Origin of the sequence: Halalkalibacter alkaliphilus (assembly GCF_023555415.1) — a bacterium.
In the GTDB taxonomy this organism is placed as follows: domain Bacteria; phylum Bacillota; class Bacilli; order Bacillales; family Bacillaceae_D; genus Halalkalibacter; species Halalkalibacter alkaliphilus.
In genome coordinates this window covers 74,609-100,631 of record NZ_JAKRYL010000011.1, presented here as the reverse complement: position 1 = coordinate 100,631, position 26,023 = coordinate 74,609, and the positions used below count along the sequence as shown (strand labels likewise).

The 26,023-nt window shown below is 38.5% G+C and carries 22 protein-coding genes and 1 other annotated feature (1 of these 23 only partly in view); of the genes, 15 read left to right on the top strand and 7 right to left on the bottom strand.

What is annotated here, in order from left to right:
• Positions 1-754 precede the first annotated feature (754 nt).
• On the bottom strand, positions 755-1,195 hold the full coding sequence (locus MF646_RS11995) for a YtoQ family protein (RefSeq protein ID WP_250096737.1): 441 nt from the start codon (positions 1,193-1,195) through the stop codon (positions 755-757).
• A 131-nt stretch (positions 1,196-1,326) separates the two neighbouring features.
• Between MF646_RS11995 and MF646_RS11990 the strand changes: the two genes are divergently transcribed.
• The 7 genes from MF646_RS11990 (at position 1,327) to murC (ending at position 10,309) form a co-directional block, all read left to right on the top strand.
• On the top strand, positions 1,327-1,836 hold the full coding sequence (locus MF646_RS11990; RefSeq protein WP_250096736.1) for a hypothetical protein: 510 nt from the start codon (positions 1,327-1,329) through the stop codon (positions 1,834-1,836).
• A gap of 32 nt (positions 1,837-1,868) precedes the next feature.
• Entirely contained in the window at positions 1,869-2,900 is a 1,032-nt protein-coding gene (locus MF646_RS11985; RefSeq protein WP_250096735.1) for a PTS sugar transporter subunit IIC, read from the top strand.
• Between the two features lie 21 nt (positions 2,901-2,921).
• The gene (locus tag MF646_RS11980; RefSeq protein WP_250096734.1) at positions 2,922-3,245 is read left to right on the top strand and encodes a thioredoxin family protein; all 324 of its coding nucleotides are present in this window, start codon (positions 2,922-2,924) and stop codon (positions 3,243-3,245) included.
• Positions 3,246-3,515: 270 nt separating this feature from the next.
• The gene (locus tag MF646_RS11975; RefSeq protein ID WP_250096733.1) at positions 3,516-4,310 is read left to right on the top strand and encodes a DUF1444 domain-containing protein; all 795 of its coding nucleotides are present in this window, start codon (positions 3,516-3,518) and stop codon (positions 4,308-4,310) included.
• Between the two features lie 343 nt (positions 4,311-4,653).
• Positions 4,654-7,443 (top strand): DNA translocase FtsK, encoded by a 2,790-nt coding sequence (locus MF646_RS11970; protein WP_250096732.1) that lies wholly within the window; start codon positions 4,654-4,656, stop codon positions 7,441-7,443.
• A gap of 112 nt (positions 7,444-7,555) precedes the next feature.
• The gene (locus MF646_RS11965) at positions 7,556-8,653 is read left to right on the top strand and encodes a nicotinate phosphoribosyltransferase (RefSeq protein ID WP_250096731.1); all 1,098 of its coding nucleotides are present in this window, start codon (positions 7,556-7,558) and stop codon (positions 8,651-8,653) included.
• 354 nt (positions 8,654-9,007) lie between these two features.
• Positions 9,008-10,309, top strand: a complete 1,302-nt coding sequence (gene murC, locus MF646_RS11960) for a UDP-N-acetylmuramate--L-alanine ligase (RefSeq protein WP_250096730.1) — start codon at positions 9,008-9,010, stop codon at positions 10,307-10,309.
• Between the two features lie 45 nt (positions 10,310-10,354).
• On the opposite strand, the gene MF646_RS11955 is transcribed toward murC, so the two are convergent.
• Positions 10,355-11,470, bottom strand: a complete 1,116-nt coding sequence (locus tag MF646_RS11955) for an aminopeptidase (protein ID WP_250096729.1) — start codon at positions 11,468-11,470, stop codon at positions 10,355-10,357.
• 184 nt (positions 11,471-11,654) lie between these two features.
• On the opposite strand from MF646_RS11955, the gene MF646_RS11950 reads away from it, so the two are divergent.
• From MF646_RS11950 to MF646_RS11920, 7 genes are all read left to right on the top strand, one after another.
• On the top strand, positions 11,655-12,104 hold the full coding sequence (locus MF646_RS11950) for a DUF948 domain-containing protein (RefSeq protein WP_250096728.1): 450 nt from the start codon (positions 11,655-11,657) through the stop codon (positions 12,102-12,104).
• A complete protein-coding gene (locus MF646_RS11945) occupies positions 12,094-12,561 on the top strand; it encodes a YtxH domain-containing protein (protein WP_250096727.1) in 468 nt (155 codons plus the stop codon). The genes MF646_RS11950 and MF646_RS11945 overlap by 11 nt, the downstream gene beginning before the upstream one ends.
• A 257-nt stretch (positions 12,562-12,818) precedes the next feature.
• Positions 12,819-13,895 (top strand): bifunctional 3-deoxy-7-phosphoheptulonate synthase/chorismate mutase, encoded by a 1,077-nt coding sequence (locus MF646_RS11940; RefSeq protein ID WP_250096726.1) that lies wholly within the window; start codon positions 12,819-12,821, stop codon positions 13,893-13,895.
• A gap of 339 nt (positions 13,896-14,234) precedes the next feature.
• Positions 14,235-15,236, top strand: a complete 1,002-nt coding sequence (ccpA, locus tag MF646_RS11935; protein ID WP_250096725.1) for a catabolite control protein A — start codon at positions 14,235-14,237, stop codon at positions 15,234-15,236.
• Positions 15,237-15,335: 99 nt separating this feature from the next.
• On the top strand, positions 15,336-16,148 hold the full coding sequence (gene motP, locus MF646_RS11930) for a flagellar motor protein MotP (protein ID WP_250096724.1): 813 nt from the start codon (positions 15,336-15,338) through the stop codon (positions 16,146-16,148).
• A complete protein-coding gene (motS, locus tag MF646_RS11925) occupies positions 16,135-16,905 on the top strand; it encodes a flagellar motor protein MotS (RefSeq protein ID WP_250096799.1) in 771 nt (256 codons plus the stop codon). Before motP ends, motS begins: the two co-directional genes overlap by 14 nt.
• Positions 16,906-17,088: 183 nt before the next feature.
• Complete coding sequence (locus MF646_RS11920) at positions 17,089-17,790, top strand: 5'-methylthioadenosine/adenosylhomocysteine nucleosidase (protein ID WP_250096723.1); 702 nt, start codon at positions 17,089-17,091, stop codon at positions 17,788-17,790.
• Between the two features lie 65 nt (positions 17,791-17,855).
• Here the strand turns inward: MF646_RS11920 and MF646_RS11915 are convergent, their stop codons facing one another.
• The 3 genes from MF646_RS11915 to MF646_RS11905 are packed head-to-tail and all read right to left on the bottom strand — an operon-like array spanning position 17,856 to position 20,307.
• A complete protein-coding gene (locus MF646_RS11915) occupies positions 17,856-19,019 on the bottom strand; it encodes an acetoin utilization protein AcuC (RefSeq protein ID WP_250096798.1) in 1,164 nt (387 codons plus the stop codon).
• Positions 19,019-19,660 carry an acetoin utilization AcuB family protein gene (locus MF646_RS11910; protein WP_250096722.1) on the bottom strand — a complete coding sequence of 214 codons (642 nt, stop codon included), beginning with the start codon at positions 19,658-19,660 and terminating at the stop codon, positions 19,019-19,021. The genes MF646_RS11915 and MF646_RS11910 overlap by 1 nt, the downstream gene beginning before the upstream one ends.
• Positions 19,661-19,674: 14 nt before the next feature.
• Positions 19,675-20,307 (bottom strand): GNAT family N-acetyltransferase, encoded by a 633-nt coding sequence (locus MF646_RS11905; RefSeq protein ID WP_250096721.1) that lies wholly within the window; start codon positions 20,305-20,307, stop codon positions 19,675-19,677.
• Positions 20,308-20,515: 208 nt separating this feature from the next.
• On the opposite strand from MF646_RS11905, the gene acsA reads away from it, so the two are divergent.
• The gene (acsA, locus tag MF646_RS11900; RefSeq protein WP_250096720.1) at positions 20,516-22,231 is read left to right on the top strand and encodes an acetate--CoA ligase; all 1,716 of its coding nucleotides are present in this window, start codon (positions 20,516-20,518) and stop codon (positions 22,229-22,231) included.
• Positions 22,232-22,336: 105 nt separating this feature from the next.
• Here acsA and MF646_RS11895 read toward each other — a convergent pair whose 3' ends face one another.
• Positions 22,337-22,708 (bottom strand): hypothetical protein, encoded by a 372-nt coding sequence (locus MF646_RS11895; protein WP_250096719.1) that lies wholly within the window; start codon positions 22,706-22,708, stop codon positions 22,337-22,339.
• Between the two features lie 168 nt (positions 22,709-22,876).
• The gene (locus MF646_RS11890; RefSeq protein WP_250096718.1) at positions 22,877-25,678 is read right to left on the bottom strand and encodes a transglycosylase domain-containing protein; all 2,802 of its coding nucleotides are present in this window, start codon (positions 25,676-25,678) and stop codon (positions 22,877-22,879) included.
• A gap of 144 nt (positions 25,679-25,822) precedes the next feature.
• Positions 25,823-26,023 (top strand) — a binding site (T-box leader); it runs 49 nt beyond the window's last position.

Below are 26,023 nucleotides of genomic sequence, written 5' to 3'. Positions count from 1 at the left end.
AAAAGTGGGAGTAAGAATTTGATGTAAGAAGGAGTGGTGACAATGACTGGAGCAACTGTAGCTATTGTACTTGCCTTTACGGGGGCCATTTATTTAACGAGCATAGGGATGGCAATCGGAATGTTTAAATTGGCAGAAGGAACGAAATGAATGCAACATAAAGAGGTGACGGCTAGGTTGTTTCTACTTAGCGGTTACCTTTTTTAGGTAGTAAGGGAGTGTGAAAGCATATAAGGAAAGCCGCATGCGCGGCTTTGCCTAAACAGCTTGAGTTTAATCAAGGGGCTTGAAAGTGTAGTCGAAGAAGTGCAATGGCTTCGCACGTCGCGCGCCTTTTTCTGAGAAAACCACTCAGAAAAAAGGCTTAAAAGAAAGTGACGGCTTCGCGCATTGCTAATAAGGAAAGCCGCATGCGCGGCTTTCCTAAACAGCTTGAGTTTAATCAAGGGGCTTGAAAGTGTAGTCGAAGAAGTGCAATGGCTCCGCACGTCGCGCGCCTTTTTCTGAGAAGACCACTCAGAAAAAAGGCTTAAAAGAAAGCGACGGCTTCGCGCATTGCATATAAGGAAAGCCGCATGCGCGGCTTTGCTAAAAAGCTTGAGTTTAATCAAGGGGCTTGAAAGTGAAGTCGAAGAAGTGCAATGGCTCCGCACGTCGCGCGCCTTTTTCTGAGAAGACCACTCAGAAAAAAGGCTTAAAAGAAAGCGACGGCTTCGCGCATTGCATATAAGGAAAGCCGCATGCGCGGCTTTCCTTATTCAAAAACATATGAAAGTGCTTGAAGAGCTTGTTCGGGTGTCTCGACAACTATTTGAGCTTTGTTAGATAATTCTTTTAATGGATGGTGAAGTTTTTCATCACGAATAAGAATCACTGGTTTATTTAAGGTGATAGCTGTTGCTGCATCCATTGCACTATTCCACTGTTTGTACTTTTCTCCAAAGTAAGCAATGACCACATCAGATTTGGAAAGTAAGATTTGTGTTCGTAAATTATTAATACTAGAAGCTGTTTCGTCTTTTAACACTTTATTTGGCTGTTCCCCTAAAATTTCCTCACCAATGTTGTCTGAACGATCATGATCTTCCATAGGACCGGTAAAGACAAGTGGAAGGTTACGTTCACTTGCTTGCTTACGTAAATACTCACGCCATGGACTATGAATTTCTCCTGCTAAATAGACGGTTAATTTCATGAAATCACTCCTATTCTGTAATGAGTCAGTTTTATTATATCAGGGGTAGTGGAAAGTTGTCTTGTCAGCTAGTGGCTTCAGGGGTATTATTAGGTAGAATTGTGCAAGATAAGAAAAAAGGAGTGTAATAATTGATTACAAAATGTTGGAAAGTAAGTTTGGTTCTTACGTTCCTATTACTAGTTGTAGGTTGCCAAGTCACAGAAGAAGAGGCGTTAGAGTTAGGTCATCAAGCCTTTATTCATAATCTAGCAGAAGATTCTCTTGAACCTAATACTGAGTTATCAATGTTTCAAGTTTACTTACCTAGAGGATTTGAAGTAATAGAGGACATTGAATACAATGCTTTATTTCAAAGTGGTGAGCAATTATTCGTTTTATTTCATCAACCAGCAGAACCTGCAACAAGTAGTATTCATCTTCAACGTGATTTAGAGGCTGCGGGTGGGGCTTTGCTTTACGAGCTTTTAGAGGCAGAAGATCAGTTGGCCTATTTAATTGTAACTGAAGAAGACGAAGAACAGTTATTTGTCATTGTAACAGTCGGCGGTGCAAAGTTATCAACGCTTACAACCTATAATGACCTTAGGGACAGCATTGAAGCAATGACTGAAATTGTTCAGTCATATCAAGCTAAATAACAGATTTCTTTTGATGTAGGAGGATACTATTCGTGACGACATTTTTAAAGAAAAAAGGGATTGACCTTTCGTGGCGAACATATTTCATAACCGCGTTAAGCCATATGGCATTAGGTCTATTTGCTTCTCTAATTATTGGACTCATCATCCGTACAGTAGGGGAGCAAGTGGCTCTTCATACAGGAATGTTAACGGTAGGGACGTGGTTACAAGAAGTTGGTTCTCTAGCAATGGGATTAATGGGACCGGCAATTGGTGTTGCGGTCGCTTATGGATTAAAGGCACCAAAACTCGTTGCTTTTGCGACGATTGTAAGCGGTGCAGCGGGAGCTCAGTTAGGTGGACCAGCCGGAGCTTTTGTAGCGGCTGTTATATCGTCGGAAATTGGAAAAATGGTATCAGGAGAAACAAAGCTTGATATTATCTTAACACCGCTTGTTACCATTATTACAGGCTTCTTATCTGCTTCTATCATTGGACCTTGGATTCAAGCAGGCCTGCAGCAATTTGGCTCCCTTATCATGTGGGGAACAGAACAACAGCCAATTTTGATGGGGATAATTGTGGCAACGTTAATGGGACTAGCTTTAACAGCGCCCATTTCAAGTGCTGCACTAGCAATCATGTTAGAACTTGAAGGAATTGCTGCAGGTGCAGCAACGGTTGGATGTGCGGCACAAATGGTTGGTTTTGCTGTTAGTAGCTATCGCGAAAATGGTTGGTCTGGACTAGTTTCATTAGGAATAGGAACCTCGATGCTCCAAGTGCCGAATGTTGTTAAAAACCCGTATATCCTTATTCCTCCAACAGTTGCAGGTGCCCTATTAGCACCTGTTGCGACTGTTGGATTCAAAATGACGAACAATCCAGCAGGAGCCGGAATGGGAACGAGTGGACTCGTTGGTCCGATTATGACATTTACACATATGGGGTTTTCCATGCATGTATTAATTGGTGTTGTTTTACTGTATTTCATTGGACCTGCTATAATTAGTTTACTCATAGCTGAATGGATGAGAAAAAGAGGTACCATTCGATTAGGAGATATGAAGATAGAACAATAAGTAAGGTGAGAGGTGTTTTAATTGGAAAAACTTCAAAGTGTTGAACAATTTAAAGAAATTTCGAGTAAGGAATCAGCTGTATTTATGTTTTCTGCTGATTGGTGTCCAGATTGTCGTGTAATTGAGCCAGTTTTACCGAGAATAGAAGCTGACTTCCCAAGTTTCTCATTCTACTACGTAGACCGCGATCAATTTATCGACTTATGCGGAGAATTAAATATTTTTGGGATCCCAAGCTTTCTAGCTTTTGTAAATGGGCAAGAAGTAGAACGATTTGTCAGCAAAGATCGCAAATCACAAGAAGAGATTGAAGAATTTCTTACAAAAGCAGAATCACATTTTTAAGAGTTTTTCGAAAAAGGTCGCCTTTTACCTTTTTTGAAAAACTCGAAGCGATGAGCGGAGCCTCCGTTATGTTTTAAGCCTTTATGAGCGGTTTTCTCATAAAGGCACACGGCGAGTGGAGCCATCGCAGTACTTCGCACTTTCTTAGAAAAGTGCGATTTTTTTTTTGCAATTTTGATAATGTACGTTTAATCCTTTTTTAAATCAATCAATTTGGTTCGTCTATTCCTTTCTGATAAAATAGGATAGATAGAAGGAGAGGATCGTTTTATGGAAATGAGACAGTTTCGAAAAGAAATTGAGAAGAGGTTAACAAGAGATGGGTGGACCATTTTTTATGATCATAAGGAATCGACTTTACGAATAGAAGATGATGAAATAAAAAAAGGAGTTACTCTTTCGCTAAAACCATTGCTTGCTAAATGGGAGAGGAAAGAGTTTAGTTCGATCGATGAAGTTGTTCGGTATGTTGAGGTCGGACTAGAAGCGATGAAACATAAGCCAATGATTACAGGGAATGAGAAACGAATTTTCCCAGTCATTCGTTCTACTTCTTTCCCGACAGAGTCAAATGCAGGAGATGCACTGTTGTTTGACGAACATACTGCTGAAACACGGGTCTATTACGTTATTGATCAAGGAGAATCATACACTCTGATCCAAGAAAGCATGCTTGAAGGGACGTCATTTACGAAGGAAAAAATTCGCGAAGTAGCAATGTTTAACGTTCGATCATTGCCACAGCCTTTAAAAGAAGATACTGTAGCAGGAAATCGCTTCTTTTTCTTACGAGCAAAAGATGGATTTGATGCAAGTCGAATTCTCGATCAATCATTGTTAGAGAAAATGGAAAAGAAGGCAACTGGCCAACTAGCTGTTGCTGTCCCGCATCAAGATGTACTTATTTTTGCTGATATTGTAAATGAACGAGGCTATGATGTTCTTGCACAACTTGCTCTTCAGTTCTTTGGAGAAGGGAGAGTACCGGTTACGGCACTACCTTTCCTCTACGAAGATGGGGAATTAGAACCAACATTTATTTTGGCGCAAAGAAAACCAAAATAGAATTAGGTCGATAAGCCCCATCACAATAAGATTAATTATGGTACAATGATAAAGTTATAGAGAACAAAAAATAATTGTCAAAACACAATGTCTTTTTTAGCCATAGAGGAATGGTATACATTCAGTGCATGCATTACTTGAACGAAAAGGACGTTTTTGCTAGAGGCGATTGATATGAGATTGGTGCCGTGCTCAAATAACTGTGATGATATAAGGTTGTCTCAAATCCAATGCGTCTGTTCATTGTTAGGAACAGATCACTTCTAACATTGATTAGATTGGTATGAGTCAACCTTTTTCTATCGTTACTAGAAGAAATGATTGAAGAAAGAGAGTGATCACAATGGGAACATTGCATCGCTGGATGAGGAGGCTCCAACAATTTTTAAGCGGAGAACCTACGGAAGAAAAGGAAATAGAAGCGAGGCAGCATCGCACGGAGACGACGTATAAGTCTTTTCAAGTAGAAAATAAAAAAAGTGAGTCTAAGGTTGTTTATCAATATCCGAAAAAAGGAAATTTTCGCTTTCCTTTAATTGATGATAAACCAAAAGCAAAAGTGAGCGAATCGAAAAACAGGAAACCAAAGTTTGACAACAGATCAAGTAATCCTACAATGAAAAAGGCAAAACAAGTGGAAAAGGTTGATCCAACATGGAACTCTAACTCGAAATCCGAGTTTAAGCTGTCGGAGATTCCATCCCCAGTGTATGGTTTTAAAGCAAGAGAATCGGCAAAAAGTAGATTGGGTGACACTTTATCTGTTCTTCCGTTTGAGGATAAAAGCAAAAAGGAAGCCAAACCTCATAACGTTGAACAAATAGAAAAGAGAATAGAGAAAAATGTCACAGAGAGTTTACAAAGTGAAATTAAGCCAAAAATCGAACAAAAAAATCCTGTAGAACAAATTCAAATTTCGAGTGAAGAAGTGATTAAGGAGCGAAAAGGTTCAGAGAATGAACTTGAAGTGGTTCAAGATGTAAAAGGTTTAACAGATGAGCTCGAACTAGGTTCAACTGAAGTAAAAGGAAGGCCCTATAATGTACCTACCGTTTTAGAAGAGGCGTTAGCCAGAGCAACATCTCAGCAAGAAGAAGAAAGAAAAGAACAGGAGAATGTAACTTTTGTTACAGTTGTAGAAGAACTAGAGGAAAAAATAGAGGAAATAAGCGAAGTAAATGTCAAAGAAACTGTAGAGGAAATAAAAGAAGAATTCGAGGAAATAAATGAAGCGGAAATAGAACTAGAAGAAAGTATAGACGTAGCACAATCAGAAGAAGAAGTTGAATTAACAGAAGTAGCACAACCAGAAGAAGCAGAATTAACAGAAGTAGAAGAGCCAGTAGAAGAGGCAGAATTAACAGAAGTAGAAGAACCAGTAGAAGAACCAGTAGAAGAAGCAGAATTAACAGAAGTTAAACAAGTAGAAGGAAAAGTTGAAGAGAATTACATAGAGCCCGAAGCTTCGGAGTTTGAAGGAAATCAAGAGAGCTTTCTAAAAACAGTTGAGGAATCTCCAAAGCAAAAAACAGGAGAAGTTGAAATGTCTTCTGTTGAATCTATGAAACCTAAAAAGGAAGAACAGGATCACAAGACTTCTGAGGTGAGCAAACCTCAAAAAGCAGCAATTCCATTTAATGTAATGATGCTACCACAGGATCGAAAAAGGAAACAGTCTCAAGTATCTGCACCTACACCTGAGAAAAGCCCAATTGATTACTCTTATCCTAGTATTCAACTTCTTAATTACCCTGAATTACAGGAAAAGGATGAGTCAGAATGGCTTAAGGAACAAGGTACGATCTTAGAAGAAACCTTGCAAAGTTTTCATGTTGATGCAAAAGTTGTTCACGTTACGAAAGGCCCTTCTGTTACAAGGTTTGAGATTCAACCTGGTCGGGGTGTGAAAGTAACAAAGATAACGGGGTTAACCGATGATATGAAGCTAGCATTAGCTGCTAAAGATATTCGAATTGAAGCGCCAATTCCAGGTAAAAACACAATCGGCATAGAAGTTCCTAATCGCACGTCTACCCCAGTATTTTTACGAGAAATTCTACGTAGAAAAAACTTTATACGTTCTGAGTCACCATTAACGGTTGCACTAGGACTGGATATCTCCGGACAACCTATCGTAACGGATTTAAAGAAAATGCCTCATGGACTTGTTGCAGGTGCTACCGGATCTGGAAAGAGTGTTTGCATTAATTCGGTTCTCGTTAGTCTATTATTTAAAGCGACTCCGGATGAAGTGAAGTTAATGTTGATTGATCCGAAAATGGTTGAACTAGCCCCATATAATGGGTTACCACATCTAGTAACACCTGTTATTACAGATGCCAAACAGGCAACTGCGGCCTTAAAATGGGTTGTTCTTGAGATGGAGCGTAGATATGAATTGTTTAGTCAGCAAGGTGTGCGTGATGTAGGCAGATATAATGAGATTTATTCTGAATCTCCTGATAAGCCTGCTCTTCCATTTATTTTAGTAGTCATCGACGAATTAGCTGATTTAATGATGGTTTCCCCACAAGAGGTAGAAGATTCAATTTGTCGGATTGCACAAAAAGCAAGAGCATGTGGAATTCACTTATTGCTTGCAACTCAGAGGCCGTCAGTTGATGTCATTACTGGGTTGATTAAGGCGAATATTCCAACAAGAATTGCCTTCTCAGTATCCTCTCAAACCGATTCAAGAACGATTTTGGATATGGGAGGAGCTGAGAGATTGTTAGGTAAAGGGGATATGCTTTTTCATGAAAATGGCTCGCCGAAACCTGTTCGTGTTCAAGGAACTTTCGTATCTGATGAAGAGATTGAAGATGTTGTTGCGCACGTGAAGAAGCAAAGAGAGCCTGAGTACTTATTGCAAACGGAGCAATTAAAGCATGTTGCCCATGAAGTAGTCGATGATGAGCATTTTGAAGAAGCTTGTTATTTTGTTATTGACCAGGGATCAGCCTCTGCTTCAAGTTTACAAAGACGATTCCGTGTTGGTTATAACCGAGCTGCTAGACTTATTGATATGATGGAGGAAAGAGGAATTGTATCTGAAGCGAAGGGGAGTAAGCCAAGACACGTACTTGTAGATGAACTCGAGCTTGAGGAAGTTCTCTATCATAAAGAGGGGTAATGAAGTTCTACTATTTTTTACCTTGTCTTAATGGAAAAGGTTATATATGATAGTAAGATAAAAACGTTACCTATTCTACTGCTGAATGGTTTATTACAAGGAGTTTAGATGGATGAAAGAGATTACACGGAAATTAAATGGAGAAATAAAACGTTTAACAAACGAAACTTTTAAATTTGATGAACGTGTTCAAGAGGGCTGGTTCTCTGCCGTTTATTTTTTGAAAACAAGAGAGATTGTTGAAAAATATCGTCCAAATAACATTGTGACAATGCAATTTTTTCAAAAGGAACACGCGGTTTTATGTGGGACTGATGAAGTCATTGCATTAATAAAAACATTTGCTCAAAACGCAAATGACCTTGAAATTAGGTCTTTAGAAGATGGGGATAAAATTAAACCATTCGAAACAGTATTAACAATTGCTGGTAAATACGAGGATTTTGGCTATTTAGAGGGAATTATCGATGGGATCTTTGCTAGACGCACATCTGTAGCTACAAATGTCTATAATGTAGTTAAGGCTGCTAGACAATCGGGAATTCAAAAACCTATTATTTTCATGGGTGATCGTGATGATCACTTTACGCAGCAATCTGGAGATGGCTATGCAGCTTTTATTGGAGGTTCTAAAGCACAAGCGACACATGCAATGAACGAATGGTGGGGGAAAAAAGGAATGGGAACGATGCCTCACGCCTTAATACAGCTGTTTCAAGGAGATGTTGTTGCTGCAACTCGTGCGTACAAAGAAACGTATCCAGAAGATGATTTGATGGCCCTTGTTGATTACAATAATGATGTTATTACGGATTCCTTAAAAGTAGCTCGTGAATTCGGCACGGAACTAAAAGGAGTAAGAGTTGATACATCTAGAACGATGGTTGACCAGTATTTTTGCCGAAAGCCAGAAGTCATGGGGGCTTTTGACCCGCGTGGTGCAAATCCGACTTTAATCTTTGCTTTAAGAGAAGCGTTAGATAAGGAAGGATTTGAGCATATTAAAATTATTGCTACTGGTGGCTTCACTGCTACAAGAATAAGAGAATATGAAGAAGCGGGTGTTCCAGTCGACATATATGGTGTTGGAGGAAGCTTATTGAAGCTTAACATTGGTTTTACGGGTGACAATGTTCTGTTAAATGGTGAGCATGAAGCTAAGGCTGGTCGAAGATTCCGTGATAACCCAAGACTACAAATAGTAGAGTAAATTAAGGAAGTAACAATGGATCCGTGCGTTTTGCCGTGCAACTTTAATTATAGTTGTATGCGTAAGATATACTCACAATATCGGTTCCTTTTAAAGAATAGAGGTTATAGAAAAGGAAAAAGTGAACCTTTTTCTGTAGCCTCTACTTAAGAGGGTCTTTTCTTCGTGTTATATCATATACTATGGGGTGAATACAGAAGAACGGCTCAAATTGGTGATAGCGTTGTTTTCTGATATAATGGGTCAATGCAAATGTATAAAAGGGTTGCATAGATAAGAGAGAACATTTTTAAACAAATGCAATACTGATACCATTGGACGCAAGAAAACCATGTGAATTTTGGAGGTCCAAATATGACAAATTTCCATTTTATTGGTATAAAAGGTTCTGGCATGAGCGCACTTGCTCAAGTTTTACATGATATGAAAAAACAAGTTCAAGGGTCGGATGTTGAAAAACAGTTTTTTACACAGCGCCCGCTTGAACAAAAAGGGATTAATTTATTGCCTTTTGAACGTAACAATATTAAAAGTGATCAACAAGTGATTGTATCGGCAGCTTATGGTGATGATCATGAAGAAGTACAAAGAGCTCATGAATTAGGTCTAGAAGTGAAGAAATACCCAACCTTTTTAGGTGAATTTATACAAAACTTTACAAGTATTGCGGTAACGGGAGCTCATGGAAAGACATCAACGACTGGGTTGTTAGCTCACGTCTTAGGTTCAGCTTTTCCTACTTCGTATTTAATTGGTGATGGCACAGGAAAAGGAGAAGAAGATTCCACATATTTTGCGTTTGAGGCTTGTGAGTATCGTCGTCATTTCCTGAACTATAAACCTGACTATTGCATTATGACAAACATTGATTTCGATCATCCAGATTACTTTAAAGATGTTCAAGATGTCTTTTCTGCATTTCAAGAAATGGCCATGCAAGTGAAGAAAGCAATCGTAGCATGTGGTGATGATGAACATTTACAAGGAATTCATGCCAATGTTCCTGTTGTATATTATGGTTTCGGAGAACATAACGACTTTCAAGCTAGAAATGTAGAGACAACAAATGAAGGAACGCAATTTGATGTGTACGTTCGTAATAGCCTATATGGAACATTTACGATTCCAGGGTACGGAAGGCATAACGTCTTAAATGCTTTAGCTGTCATTGCGCTTTGTCACTATGAAAATGTACCGGCAGATGTGGTTGCAACGCACTTAAAGACATTCAAAGGTGTTAAACGCCGCTTTTCGGAAAAAGTGATTGACAAACAAGTGTTAATCGATGATTACGCTCATCACCCAACTGAAATTGCAGCGACCATTGAGGCGACGAAACAAAAATACCCAGATTACAATGTCGTAGCTATTTTTCAGCCTCACACATTTACAAGAACGAAAACATTTATTAACGAATTTGCTGAGTCGTTAAAACAGGCAGATGTTGTTTATTTGTGTGATATTTTTGGCTCAGCAAGAGAGCAAGCTGGTTCCTTAACGATTGGTGATTTAAAAGATTTAATTCCAAATGCACACTTAATAACGGAAGAATCAATCGAGGTACTAAAAAAGCACGATAATAGTGTTCTTCTTTTTATGGGAGCTGGCGATATTCAAAAGTTCCAACAAGCTTATGAAAAAGCTATTTCCAATTAAGAAAAGGGTGACTCAAACGTTGTGAGTCACCCTTTTTGTGGCCTTTTATTTTAAGTTCTCCGGATTCAGTGCTTCTAGTTCTGGTACAACAAAGCGACCATCTTTGCGAATGAGAACGTCGTCAAAATAAATTTCGCCCCCACCGTATTCTGGACGTTGAATCATCACGATATCCCAATGAATGCTAGATGAGTTACCGTTTGAAGCTTCTTCATAACATTGACCTGGCGTGAAATGAAAGCTTCCATCAATTTTCTCATCGAAAAGAATGTCTTTCATCGGATGTTGAATGTATGGGTTTACACCTATCGCGAATTCTCCAATAAATCTAGCTCCCTCATCAGTATCTAATATTTTATTAATTCTCTCAGAATCGTTTGCTGACGCTTTAACAATCTTTCCATTCTCAAATGTAAATGAAATATTTTCAAACGTGAACCCTTGATATGGAGAAGGTGTATTGTATGTAATCGTTCCGTTAACTGAATTGCGAACTGGAGCTGTGTAAACTTCACCATCTGGTATATTGCGTTTTCCCGCACATTTAATAGACGGGATATTTTTGACTGAAAAAGTTAAATCAGTACCTGGACCTTTCAATTGTACTTTGTCCGTGCGGTTTAATAAGGCAACTAATGAATCCATCGCTTCATCCATTTTGCTGTAATCTAAGTTACAAACATTAAAATAAAAGTCTTCAAATGCTTCTGTACTTGTGTTAGCTAACTGTGCCATAGACGAGCTTGGATATCTTAAAACAACCCACTTAGTTTTTGGGACACGAATTTCTCTGTGAACCTTTGTACCAACTGTTTTGCCGTGTAATGCCATCTTATCATTTGGGACATCGGACAGTTCTGAAATATTGTCACCTGCACGAAGACCAATATAAGCATCCATCTCACTCATTACTTGAGCTTCAAAGGTAGCCATCATTTCAAGTTGTTCTTCTTGTGCGCCCATTAATAAAGAACGATCCACCTGATGATCCTTTAATAAGACAAATGGAAGTCCTCCAGCAAGATAGGCTTCTTGTACAAGCGCAGTAACTAGCTCGCGTTGAAGGCCAAAATTTTCTATTAAAACTTTTTCCCCTTTTTTTAACTCAACCGAGTAGGTAATTAAATTTTTGGCTAATGTTTGAATTCTCGGATCTCTCATTCAAATTCCTCCTTAAACGTTCTTTCTTATTGTATACGATAATAGGAAAACATAACAGTAATTGTGAAAAGATGCAGGAGATTCCGAGACAACCACGAATTATTACTCATAGAGAGGTTTAATATCTCGTGAGATTGGGTATTACGAATTATAGATCGGAAAGTCAAGGAGGTGAAGATCTATAATGGAAAGTTTATTGTACATAAGTGCTTTAGTAGCTGCAATTGCCTTTGCAGTATTAGTCATATATTTGGTTCGAACATTGAAATCAGCAAATCGAACGCTTGATCATGTTGCGAATACGATGGCTGGATTAGAAAAACAAGTAACAGGAATTACAAAAGAGACTGAGGAATTGTTACATCGTACGAATCGCTTAGCTGACGATCTTCAAGAGAAATCGGAATCGTTGAATACAGTATTTGCATCAGTAAAGGATCTTGGTGATTCGGTTGGGCAAGTCAATAAGTCCATCAGACATGTTTCTGATACAGTCTCATCTCAAGTTGTTAAACAATCGGATCAAATTGCAAAAGCCGTTCAATGGGGCAATGTCGCAATTGATTTATATTCAAAATTTAAACAAAAAAAAGAACAGAGTGAGTTGAAGGAGGAGAAAGGTTATGAGCGATAAGAATAGCATGAACACAAAGGATTTTTTAATCGGATCATTAATTGGTGGGATTGTAGGTGCTTCAGCAGCCTTATTTTTGGCACCTAAATCAGGGAAAGAACTCCGTAGCGAAATTAACGAACAGGCACAAATTGCCCGCGATAAAACGACTCAATTCACATCAACTGCATATGATAAAGGAAATGAGTGGGCTACTTATGCGAAGGAAAAGTCATCCAATATTGCTAAAGTTGTTTCAGACCAATCGGCACAAGTCGTAGGTAAGGTAAAAGAGGCGACTTCAAATTTAAAAACTGAGGCTGAAGAGGCATCTAACTCAGCTGAAGAAATTGTAGGAGATCTTGCTGGAGAAGTTCAAAACTCAGGGGAAGAAATTGCTGAGACGGTAAAACAGGAGATTAGTGACATTCAATCAAAGATAGAAGAAGAAGAAACTGCTGCAGCACAGTCGAAATAAACGATTGAAAAGAAAACCTCTCATCCTGACGAAGGAATGAGGGGTTTTCACATTTATGATGGCAAAAACCTCATGCGCCACATAATATAAATAATTCATAAGAACAAAAAAGCAATTCAAAATAACACTTTAACGCTTAAAAGCTAAAAAGCATAAAAGCTTAAAAGCGTTAAAGAAAAAAGCGTGACATTCTCTGAATTTTCATATATAATGAATTTTAAATACAAAAGAAGCATTGTAAAAGGGAGTGGAGAATAGTGAGTAATGACCAATTAGATGTGTTGAGAACAGAGTTAGACGAGGTGAACCTAAAGCTTCTTGAAACAATCAATGAGCGAGCTCGTCTTGTTCAAGAAATTGGAAAAGTAAAAAGTACGCAAGGTGTAAATCGATTTGATCCGGTAAGAGAGCGTAGCATGCTTGACCATATTGCCGCAAATAATAAAGGTCCATTTGAGACATCTACATTACAGCATTTGTTTAAACAAATTTTCAAAGCAAGTCTGGAACTGCAAGAGGAAGATAATAGTAAAGCATTACTAGTTTCACGTAAAAAGCACCCTGAAAACACCGTTGTCGATCTTAAAGGTGTTATGATGGGGGATGGTCAGCAACGTCTTGTTATGGGGCCATGCGCAGTGGAGAGTTACGAGCAAGTATTAACCGTTGCGAAAGCACTTAAAGAAAGAGGAATTAAGTTGTTACGTGGAGGAGCGTTTAAACCACGTACGTCTCCTTATGATTTCCAAGGTTTAGGATTAGAGGGTTTAAAAATCTTAAAGCAAGTTGCTGATGAACTTGATATGGTAGTTATTAGTGAAATTGTAAATCCTTCTGATATTGAAACAGCTATAGAATACCTAGATGTAATTCAAATTGGTGCTCGCAACATGCAAAATTTTGAGTTGTTAAAAGCTGCAGGTGCGGTTGATAAGCCAGTATTATTAAAACGTGGCCTATCAGCAACAATTCAAGAATTTATCCATGCCGCAGAGTACATCGTAGCAAAAGGGAACAGTAATTTAATGTTATGTGAGCGTGGGATCCGCACATACGAGACAGCTACTAGAAACACGTTAGATATCTCAGCAGTGCCGATCTTAAAACAAGAAACTCACTTACCAGTGCTAGTTGATGTAACACATTCTACAGGTCGTCGAGATCTATTACTTCCAACAGCTAAAGCTGCACTAGCTATCGGTGCAGATGCAATCATGGCAGAAGTTCATCCAGATCCTGCAGTAGCTTTATCTGATTCAGCACAGCAAATGGATATTCCTCAATTCAATAAATTTATTGATGATTTGCAAGCTTCGGGTTTATATAAGGGCTAATACTAAGAGACTGTCTCATAGTCGAGAACAAAGTCGCTACACCCATGAGTGTGTAAACTATTCTTCTAAAGGATTATTAAAGATGTAGCGACTCTGCTCATTGCTTAGGGGATGTCCTAAAAGGTCGAAACAGACCTTTTAGGACATCCCCTCTCTTTTTGTCGATAAGAAGCGAAAAAAGGTGAATGAACGTAGTTTTTTTTGAAAATACTATGAAAAATTTTTGAAGGTTGTCGATATAAATAGTGTAGAACATTGCGGACCTCTTCATAGTATCGTATGATATCTATACAATCATGAAAACGAAAAGTTTATTTTCAAAAATTAAGGAGGATCCTAGTGAATACAACAATCTATGATGTAGCAAGAGAAGCAGGTGTTTCGATGGCGACCGTTTCACGTGTCGTAAACGGAAACCCTAATGTAAAACCAGCAACAAGAAAGAAAGTGTTAGAAGCAATTGAGAGACTTGGTTATCGTCCAAATGCTGTGGCAAGAGGACTTGCTAGTAAGAAAACGACAACTGTTGGAGTGATTATACCTGATATTTCAAGTATTTTCTTTGCTGAGTTAGCACGAGGTATCGAGGATATTGCCACAATGTACAAGTACAACATTATCCTTTGTAACTCGGATCAAAACCAAGAGAAGGAAATCCACTTAATTAATACGTTACTTGAGAAACAAGTAGACGGTATTGTGTTTATGGGTGGGCACATTACTGAAGAGCATGTTGAACAATTTAAGCGTTCACCAGTCCCTGTTGTTTTAGCCGCTACACTTGATGCTAATAGCGAAATTGCATCAGTAAACATTGATTATAGACAAGCCGTATATGATGCCATTTCGAATTTAATAGAAAAGGGTCATACTCGTATTGGAATGCTTTCAGGTACGCTTGATGATCCGGTTAATGGGTATCAGAAGTTCTTAGGTTATCGCGAAGCAATTGAAGGAGCGGGAGTTTCTTTTGATGAGGAATTAGTTGTCATCGGAGATTACACATACGATTCAGGTATAGAAGCAATGAATTCATTTTTGGAGCTAGAAAACAGACCTTCTGTCATCTTTGCTTCTACAGATGAAATGGCATTAGGCGTTATTCATGGTGCGCAAGACCAAGGGTTAACAATTCCAGATGATATTGAAGTGTTAGGATTTGATAATACGCGTCTAGCTACGATGGTTCGCCCAACGTTGTCTACAGTTGTCCAACCAATGTATGATATTGGTGCCGTTTCTATGCGTTTATTGACGAAACTCATGAACAAAGAAGAAGTAACAGATCATGTTGTTGTGCTCCCGCACCGAATTGAATTTAGACAATCAACGAAATCATAAGGGTAGCTAAATTTGACTCTGGCAAACGAACTACGTTGGAATAATTGGAACGTAGAAGGAGTACTCAGAACGGAATGAAGCGCCCACTGGGAGAGGATTATGAAAAAATTTGATATTATGACGCCAATAGGAATCTTACTAGGTGTGATTGTTATTCTATTGGCTGTCTTCTCAAACTCTGGACCATCTGGATTTATTTTCTTTATTCAGATCGCTTCAGTTCTTATCGTAATTGGGGGACTTGTATCGGCAATTATAATTACGTTTTCTTTGGCAGAATTAAAATTAGTTCCCAAAGTATTAGGGGAAGCGTTTCGTACCGAAAGTCACGATTTAGAGAATTTAATTGATACCTTTGTTAATCTCTCAACGAAGGCGAGACGTGAAGGATTACTAGCTTTAGAAGCCGGTTTAGATGAAGTGAAAGATCCTTTTATTAAGAAAGGTGTTTTGCTAGCTGTAGATGGAATTGAACCAGATGTCATTAAGGATATTATGATGGCAGAAGTAGTTGCAATGGAAGAACGTCATCGCAAAGGACGAGCTATTATCGAAAAAGCAGGAGAATATGCACCAGCTTGGGGGATGATAGGAACGTTAGTTGGACTTGTTCTAATGCTACAAAATTTAAATGATCCTGCTACACTTGGGCCGAATATGGCTGTAGCTTTACTAACAACTCTTTATGGAACGGTTCTAGCTAATCTAGTCTTTTTACCAATGGCTACGAAACTAGGTAATAAAACGGATGAAGAAGTGTTTATTAAACAAATCATTATTGAGGGTGTTATTGGGGTTCAATCTGGACAAAACCCGAAAGTTCTGCAAGAAAAATTAAGTGCTTTTTCAGTAGTAAATAAAAAAGCAAAATACGAAGAAGACGTTCTAGGTGAAGAGAATGTTGCCTCGTAAGCGCCAGCGCCAAGAAGAAAAAGGCGCACCAAAGTGGATGGTGACATTTTCAGATCTTATGACCCTCATTTTAGTCTTTTTTATCCTGCTGTTTTCCATGTCAGTTGTTGACGCTCAGAAGTTTAGAGCAATTGCTGATTCATTTAATCAAAGACAAATATTTGAGTATATGCCATCAGCTATTGAATTTGAAAATCCTAGTCAAGAGCAGGGAGAAGAGAGAAGAGATCCCTTAGCTGAAGGGGAATTTGGTAGAGAGACAACCTCATTAAATGAAACACATGTAGCTATGGATGAGCTTTTAAAAGAAGTTAATGAATTCCTCGAACAGAATGAACTGACAGAATTGATATCAGCTACGCGAGATGACCGAGGAGTTGTTCTCGTGTTACAAGAACGTACGTTATTTGAAACAGCTGAAGCAGAATTACTTCCTGATGCAGAGCCATTCTTAAGTAAAGTTGGAACATTACTAAAAGCAATTCCAAATAGTGTAAAGGTGGAAGGACATACAGATAGTAGGCCCATTTCGACTTATCGTTATCCTTCTAATTGGGAACTATCTGGTGCCAGAGCAAGTAGTGTAATTCGTTTTTTAATAGATACACATAACCTTGAGGCTAAGCGTTTTATTGCAACAGGATACGGCGATACAAGACCAGTCGTTCCCAATACGACTGTTGAAAACTTACAATTAAATCGTCGAGTAGTCATTGTCATCTCAGACCCTACTCATGAAGACGCTAACTCATATTAAGGTGGCTAAACTCTGTAATCACTATTTTCACAATCATTGATAGAAGTTTTGAACTTGACACTTCTTTACGGTATATTGTGATTGCTAGGTACGATTACAGTAGAGATGCGTATTAGGTCAAAATTTGACTTTTTCAGTACCTCTACAATAGTCACTTTTTTATGTTCTCATAGGAGGGTAAAAATGAAAATTGGAATCATTGGTGCAATGAATGAAGAAATTGAAAGAATGAAATCAGAAATGAACGTCATGACTACCCATACTTTTGCTACTGTGACTTTTTATGAAGGTACGATGCATGAGCAGGCCATCATTCTATGTAAAAGTGGAGTAGGTAAGGTAAATGCGGCTCTTACAACTCAAATTCTTATTGATAAGTTTGCTATTTCGCACCTTCTTTTTACAGGTGTTGCAGGTGCTGTCGACGAATCGTTAGATGTAGGTGATTTAGTTATTTCTACAAGTGCAATGCAGCATGACCTTGATGTAACTGCATTAGGTTTTAAAAAAGGTCAAATTCCGTATTTTGATGGCTCATCTGATTTCCAGGCTGATGAAGAACTTGGTAGCATTGCAGTTCGTGCAGCAGAGACATTGACGAAACGCCATGTTGTTCAAGGAAGAATTGTTAGTGGAGATCAATTTATCGCAGACAATGAATATGTAAAAAACTTACGTGAGGAATTTACTGCAGCCTGTGTTGAAATGGAAGGAGCCTCAGTAGCTCAAGTAGCAGTTATGAATGACGTTCCTTTTGTCATTATTCGTTCGATGTCAGACAAAGCAAATGGAGAGGCTTCTATGAATTTCCAGGAATTCACAAAGTTAGCGAGTGAACAATCGCATCTTCTAGTGTCAAATATTGTGAAGATGTTAAAAGAATAACAAGATGGCTGAAAAAGGTCTATTTGTACCTTTTTCGGCCGTCTTTTTTTTGAAGCTACAAAAGATCATCGTTTTAACTCATTCCTTATGTAAAACAAGGCTTTTTCTAAAGTTTTATTATTTTTATCTGTGATTTCTGGTCTACGAGGGATACTAGGTACGATGTTGCCATCCTCCCACAACGTAGGTAATGGATCTTCTGATTGACCAGACCATTTTTGAATCCACGATGGTGGAATTTCTTGATCAAGCTGATTTAATTGATTAGTCATAGTAAGCCATATTAAAGCCCAAGCTCGTGGTACGACTCTCCAGATATCATAACCACCGCCACCTACTGCAATCCACCTACCATCACAATATTCATGAGCTAACTCATGAGCTAACTTAGGTATATATTTATAGGTTTCGATCGTTGAACAGAGATGTGTTAACGGATCATAGTGATGAGCATCTGCACCATTTTGAGTTAGGATTACATCCGGTTTAAAAAACTCGACAACTTCACGAAAAGCAGTATCATAAACTTCTAAAAAAGACTCGTCCTCCGTGAAAGCATCAACCGGAACATTGATTGAGAAACCATAGCCTTTCCCTGAACCTTTTTCATGTACCTGGCCTGTCCCCGGAAAGAGGTATCGACCAGTTTCATGAATGCTGAGTGTACAAACATCAGGATCGTCATAGAACGACCATTGTACTCCATCTCCATGGTGGGCATCTGTATCAACATATAATACGCGTGCACCATATTTTCTTTTCATATATTCAATTGCGATAGAGCTATCATTATAAATACAAAAGCCTGATGCTTTCCCTTTAAAACCATGATGCAATCCTCCGCCAAGGTGTAGCGCATGATTCGCATTGCCGGACATAACTTCATCGACTGCTTGCAATGTACCACCAACTAGTAAGGACGCAGCTTCATGCATATGGGGGAAAATAGGAGTATCTTCGGTTCCAAGTCCATAATTTGAAGCAATAGCTTCATCCAACATTCCTTTACTAGCAGATTTAACCGCATGAATAAATTCTTCATCATGGATAAGAGCAATTTCATCATCTGTAGCCAATCGTGGAGGAAGAATGAGGCTTGAGTCTAATGCATGTAAACTTGCTAGTAAATCAAATGTGAGCTGAAGACGTAAGTGATTAAAGGGATGTTTTTCATTAAAACGGTATGCAAGTTGTTCATTAGAAAAAATAAATACCGCATCCTTTTTCATCATACGATCCTCGGTTCACTTGGCCAAATTACATCATACCCTTTATCCTCAATCACTTTAACTACTTTTCTCGGATCGATCGTTTGAACTCGAAATACAAGTATTTTGTAAGCGGGATCTTGATAAGGATAAACCAAAACACTTGTTATATTCATATTTAACTCTTTAAATATAGCAGCAATATCTGAAAGCTTTCCTGTTATATTCTCAACTTTCACCTCAATATGAGAACTAGGTTGATGGGCTCCCATTAACTCTACTAAAGTATGAAGCATATCTGTTTCTGTGACGATGCCTACTAACTCATCATCATCTAAAATGGGTAAGCATCCAATATGATGTTCGTAAAATAAGGTAGAAACTTCTTCAACAAAATCTAGAGGATGGGCTGTGATTACATTTTGTTTCATAATTGATGATATAGGCTTTAAAAAATCTTCAAGGTGATCAGTGAAATGAAAAATAGAAGGGCTTGCATCTCGAATATCACTGTCAGAGACAATCCCTACAAGTTTCTTTCTTTCATTCACAATAGGAATGTGTCGAAATTGGTGTTGTTCAAGAAGTTGCATTGCTTCTTTAATCGTTGATGTTTCAGTAAGAGTAACAACATTACGTTTCATAATATGTTCGATAATCATTGATATACACCACCTTAGTACATAAATCGATTTTGAAAGCGAAGTTGATCAAATTGCTGTATAGAGTTTGTTTCCACTCGTTTTCCAATTCGAGCCATTAAACAATTAGCTGGGTGGGAACAGATCTCAGGATCATCCGTTGCAAGCCATTCTAAGCCGCCCGCATTCATCATTTTCTCCATCACTTTTCTATATTCCCAAACGTCCAAACCGCTTCCTTTTAAATCCCAATGCCAGTAATATTCAGTCGTAATAATAATATAATCTTCCATTGCATCATCTTGTACGGATAGCCGTAGAAGGTTCTTTCCAATTTGAGCACCGCGATATTCCGGTGCAATTTCAATAGCGCCAAGTTCTATTAAATTATCCATATTCCCTTCAGACCAACGTTCCATAGGATCAGGGTACACAAAAGTGACGTAGCCAACAATTACATCGCCATCTCGTACGACATTAATTCGTCCTTCTGGTAAATCAGCAATACCTAACAATGCTTCTTTTTGTTGATTGGGGGGGCGAAAAGCAACAAGACCTGAATGAAAGTCATAAGATTGTATGCTCTCAGAAGAAAGAGGACCTTCTAATACGAGAGTACGGTCTTGAAATGGGACTTCCATTGAGTAATATGTCTTTTGATGAATCATGATTATGTAACCACCTTTACAGAGCCTATTCTGGTATATTATACATGATGTTGGCAGGTTAGTGTTTAATCGTCATTGTTTTGTCACGAAAACGCTTAATCATACTTTTTTCCTAAAAAATGGCTAATGTTAAAATTTGAAATTGATATAATATTCTGGATGTATTATACTATAAATTGAAAATACATAAAAGAGAGGAAGATGTATTATGACTATGCAAGCGCTTCCATCTGTAAAAGGAAATCACAATTTAGAGAACTATGAACAGACTGCACAGTCTTTCGATTGGAAGACAACAGAATCGCAATTTACTTGGAGTAAAACAGGGAATGTAAATCTAGCATTCGAAGCGATTGATCGCCATGTAGAGGAAGGCAAAGCTAGCAAAGTAGCACTCTATTATAGTGATGCGAATCGTGAAGAGCAATATACATTTGCTGATATGAAGAAATATTCAAATAAAGCAGGAAATGTTTTAAAAGGTGCTGGGGTTGAAAAAGGCGATCGTGTGTTTATCTTTATGCCTCGTTCACCTGAACTTTACTTTTCTGTGCTAGGTGCAATAAAAGTGGGGGCGATTGTTGGGCCTTTGTTTGAAGCGTTTATGGAAGGAGCAGTACGCGATCGTTTAGAAGATAGTGAAGCGAAGGTATTAATTACAACGCCAGCTCTACTAGAGAGAGTTCCAGTAGACGATTTACCAAATCTTGAAACGGTATTTATTGTTGATGAATCACATGAAGAGAATGGATGCTATTTAAATTTACTAACTCGTTTAAATGCTGCAAGTGAAGAATTAGATATTGAGTGGGTTGATAGAGAAGATGGGTTAATTTTACATTACACATCTGGGTCAACAGGAAAGCCAAAAGGTGTCTTACATGTGCATAATGCCATGCTTCAGCATTATCAAACAGCAAAATGGGTATTAGATTTAAAGGATGACGATGTATATTGGTGTACAGCTGACCCGGGTTGGGTAACGGGAACATCTTATGGAATCTTTGGCCCATGGCTAGTTGGGGTGACAAATGTAATTCGTGGAGGAAGATTTAGTCCTCAGGATTGGTATGAAACGTTAGAAAGGTATAAAGTTTCTGTTTGGTATAGTGCGCCAACAGCGTTTAGGATGCTAATGAGTGCTGGAGATGAGGTCGTAAAGAAATATGATCTTTCAAACCTACGCCATATGTTAAGTGTCGGTGAACCTCTTAATCCAGAAGTTGTTCGTTGGGGCAAGAAAGTGTTCGATCTTCGCATTCATGATACGTGGTGGATGACAGAAACAGGGGCACAAGTTATTTGTAACTATCCATCCATGGAAGTACGCCCTGGCTCAATGGGTAAACCAATTCCAGGTGTGAAAGCAGCAATCATTGACGATAAAGGAAATGAGCTACCGCCTAATCGCATGGGCAATCTTGCAATTGAAAAGGGTTGGCCGTCGATGATGCGTGCTGTATGGAAGAACGAAGAGAAATACAATAGTTATTTTGAAATTGAAGGTTGGTATGTTTCAGGAGACTCTGCATATATGGATGAAGATGGTTACTTCTGGTTCCAAGGTAGAATTGATGATGTAATTATGACTTCCGGCGAGAGAGTCGGTCCATTTGAAGTAGAGAGTAAGTTAGTTGAACACCCTGCTGTTGCAGAAGCTGGTGTAATTGGGAAGCCAGATCCTGTAAGAGGGGAGATTATTAAAGCGTTTGTTGCTTTAAGAGACGGTTATGAAGTAACGGATGAGCTAAAAGAAGATATTCGAAACTTTGTAAAAAAAGGTCTTGCAGCACATGCGGCTCCACGTGAAATAGAGTTTAGAGCAAAACTGCCTAAGACGCGTAGTGGTAAGATTATGAGACGTGTATTAAAAGCATGGGAATTAGACTTACCGACGGGCGACTTATCAACAATGGAAGATTAATCTAGCAAAGCCTACACTCATTTGGGAGGGCACTGAAAAGGTACAAATCAGCCTTTTTCAGTGCCTTTCTCATTTGGTGTAGGCTTTTTCGACTGATATTATTATTTATTCGTCAATAATTATGATCATATGTGGTGTTGTTTGAGCTGGTATGCTTCGTGTTGTAATAGTATAAAAAACAAATAATGTATTACCTGATATGTCAGCTTCCTCTAGCGTTTCTCCATGGCTATTAATGATAACCGTATCACTACTAATATGTAGCTTAAGTTCATTGTCTTCGCTAACTAAATTTTGATCAAAAATATCTAGCTTTACTTGCTGCAGATCAGACTCATCTCCAACAAACTCATCACAAGAATAAGTAAACTCCTTATTTTCAGTTGGTTCTTTTGTCTTCGCTACTACTACTAGATAACCAGTGAATATTCCGCCTATCATGAATGAAATGGCAGCTAGTAATTTTAACTTGCTCATATTATCACTCCTTCTTTAACAGAGTATAGAACGATACAAAAATTAAATAAGTTTCATTTTTCAATTTGAACATATACGAAAAAACTGTACTCCAATTCTAACAATTGGAGTACAGTTCAAAACGCTAATTCAATGATTCAGGTGAAAAGTTACCCAGCCATTACTAGATTAATCCTCATCCTCATCTTCTTTCTCTTTTTTGTCTTTTTTATCTTTTTTATCTTCCTTTTCTTCCTCTTCCTCTTCCTCTTCCTCTTTTACTTCTGGCTTAGGTTCTGGAGAATAATTCTTCCCCTCAACTATAGAGGAAGCAGAAGATTCACGGCCAGCAGCATCGACGGCAGTAACATAATAAGAATAGTTTTTCCCATTCACATTGAATGAGGTTGATTCATTCCCTCTAACATGATTATAGAAACGGTAATCTGTACTCTCATTTTCGGCTCTATAAATTCGATAACCGACAATATCGTTATCAGAGTGTTTAGACCATGAAAGAGTGTCGCTATTTAACGTAACTCCACTAACAGCACCTGGAGTATTTCCATTGTCTGGTGCTTTTTTATCTGGAATTAAGTTCTTCATATTATCTGGTAGATAGTTAGAAATATCACTAACCCCATCAATAGCATCTGATACCACCACGCCTTCTTGTGTAAATTCAGAAGGTGTGTTTGATAGAGCTAAAAAGTTCTTTCCGTTAATGGTTACATAGCGTGCACTGTCTAAACTATCATCTGTTTGATTTGGTACATATCTCGCATCAAATAAATCGGTTGTTACAAGACCTGCTTGCTGACAAATCGATGAAGGTAAAAGCCCAGTCAAGCTGCAAATTGAACGAGAGACAATCCCGTCAGGACGTGCAAAGCGTTCACTTGGAGCCATTAGCTCTGAATTTTTACTGTGGGCGGCATTCGCGATATTCGCCCAAATTTGCTGAGTTCTCGGTCCGGAACGTAATCCATTAACCGTCGTAGAAATTTGTTCTTGCCTATCATACCCAATCCATACACCTAATGTTACGTTAGGATTGGTTCCAACAAACCAAGAATCACGCGTGTTACTTGTTGTTCCTGTTTTCCCAGCCCAGTCTGTAGAAAAGTTTAGTCTTCCTGGCAACGTGCTTGCTGTTCCGCCAGCTTTTAATACATCACGTAGCATATCTAACGTTAAATATGAAGCTTGAGGGCTGAACACTTCGACTTCTGTCGGCTCATGTTCATAAATTATATCACCAGCAGCTGTTTCAATGCGTTCTATCATATACGATTCGACGTATTTTCCACCATTTGCAAAAGTAGCATATGCATTCGTATTTTGTTCAACCGTAACATTGTAATCTGTTGAACCGAGTGGAGCAGAAGGGTAAGGTTCTCCACTGTTAAGTTTAAATCCTAATTTTTGTAGTGTTTCACGTGACTGCTCATGTGGAACCATTAAGAACGAACGAACTGCTGGAATGTTACGAGATCTAGCGAGAGACTGTCGAACTGAAAGAAGTCCTTGATGACTGTTATCAAAGTTTGATAATGGTTCACCGCCTGGATAGGTAGTCGGTGTATCGGGTACGACTATTCCCGGTTGAATAGCTCCAATGTCCAGTGCTGGAGCATATGCAAGTAATGGCTTCATTGTTGACCCATTTTGTCTGTACGCTCCTGTAGCTCGGTTAAACTCTCTTCCATAAACTTCCTCGCGTCCACCTACAAATCCTTTAATGGCTCCTGTTCGGTTTTCAATTAATACAGCACCGACTTCTTCTTGTTGACCATTTTTTTCAGGGCCAAATAAATGATCTGTTTTGACTGCATCCTGCATCGCATTATAAATATCTTCATCAATGGTTGTATGAATATGGTAACCATTATTTCTTAATTCACTTCTAGCCTGCTGTTTATAAGTCGCTTCGACTTCCAGAAGTTCTTCTGTAGTAAGCTCACCAAGGTCTTGATCACTATTATTTAACATTTGCTCAGCTAATACATCAGCTGCACGGCTTAGCACTTCGTTCGTTAAATACGGATACTTTTCAATAGGAGCAGGAGTTCTTTCGGTAAAGTCTCCGGTAATATCATAAGCAAGTGCATCTGCTAACTCATCTTCTGTAATAAAACCTGACTCATGCATTCTCGAAAGAACCGTTCTCATTCGATTCATACTTGGATCAAGGTTTTCTTTTACCTCACCACCAGGTAAAAAAGGAGTATAACCAAATGGACTTTGAGGCAATCCTGCAATATAGGCAGCTTGCGGGATTGACAGTTCACTGGCATCTACACCGAATATTCCAGTCGCTGCAGCTTGAACTCCAGCAATTTGACGGCCGGAAGAATTACGGCCAAATGGAACAATATTTAGGTAAGCTTCAAGAATTTCGTCTTTATCCAAAAAGTGCTCCAAACGCATGGCGAGTAAAATTTCAGTAGCTTTACGATCGAAAGATACTTCACTTGTTAAAATTTGATTTTTGATAAGTTGTTGTGTGAGCGTACTTCCACCAGTTTGTAAGGACGAGTTAGCAAATTCTTGGAATGTTGCACGCATAATAGCCTTAGGTACAATTCCTTCGTGTTCGTAGAAATACTCATCCTCAGTTGCAATAATGGCATTTTTAAGGTGTGGAGATATGTCCTCTAATGCAACTTGGTAACGCTCAAGGTCTGAAGGTAATTCACCTAAATACCGATCATCAGCAAAATATGCAACGCTCGTTTCTTCATAGTCATAAATTTGTGTTCGCATTTCATCCGCTGTTCGTAATGGTTCATCTTTTACTAATGCTGCGAAATATCCAGCTGCAGTACCACCAACGAAAAAGAGCGTCATACATCCGACAAGTAAGAATACAAGGAATAAGTTCCAAAACACTTGGTATGTAATGCCGATCTTACGAAATACCTTCAATTCATGTAATTTTCTTGGAAACCTTTTTAGTTTCTCTATAAATGATGATTCGTTATAATTCATAGCAAACCTCCCATATATCAGTAAATATTATATCATATGGTGTCGAATGACGATATGGTAGAAATAGGATTGACAATGCAGTTTTGTTATGGTAAAAAAGAAGCATTGCTATTGGTTGTACGACAATACATAAAAATAAATATGTTAAAAGCGAAGAATGATCGAAGTAGTCCTTATCTTCCCTGTACAAGAGAGCTAATGGTCGCTGTGAATTAGCACATAAGGTTAGGATGAATTACAGTCAGGAGCTTTCTTTGTCATAAGCAAAGAACGGTTATACCGTTAAATAAATGAAGTGGAAGGGAAAAATATGCATGTGAGAAAAATGTGCATGTAAGAAAAATT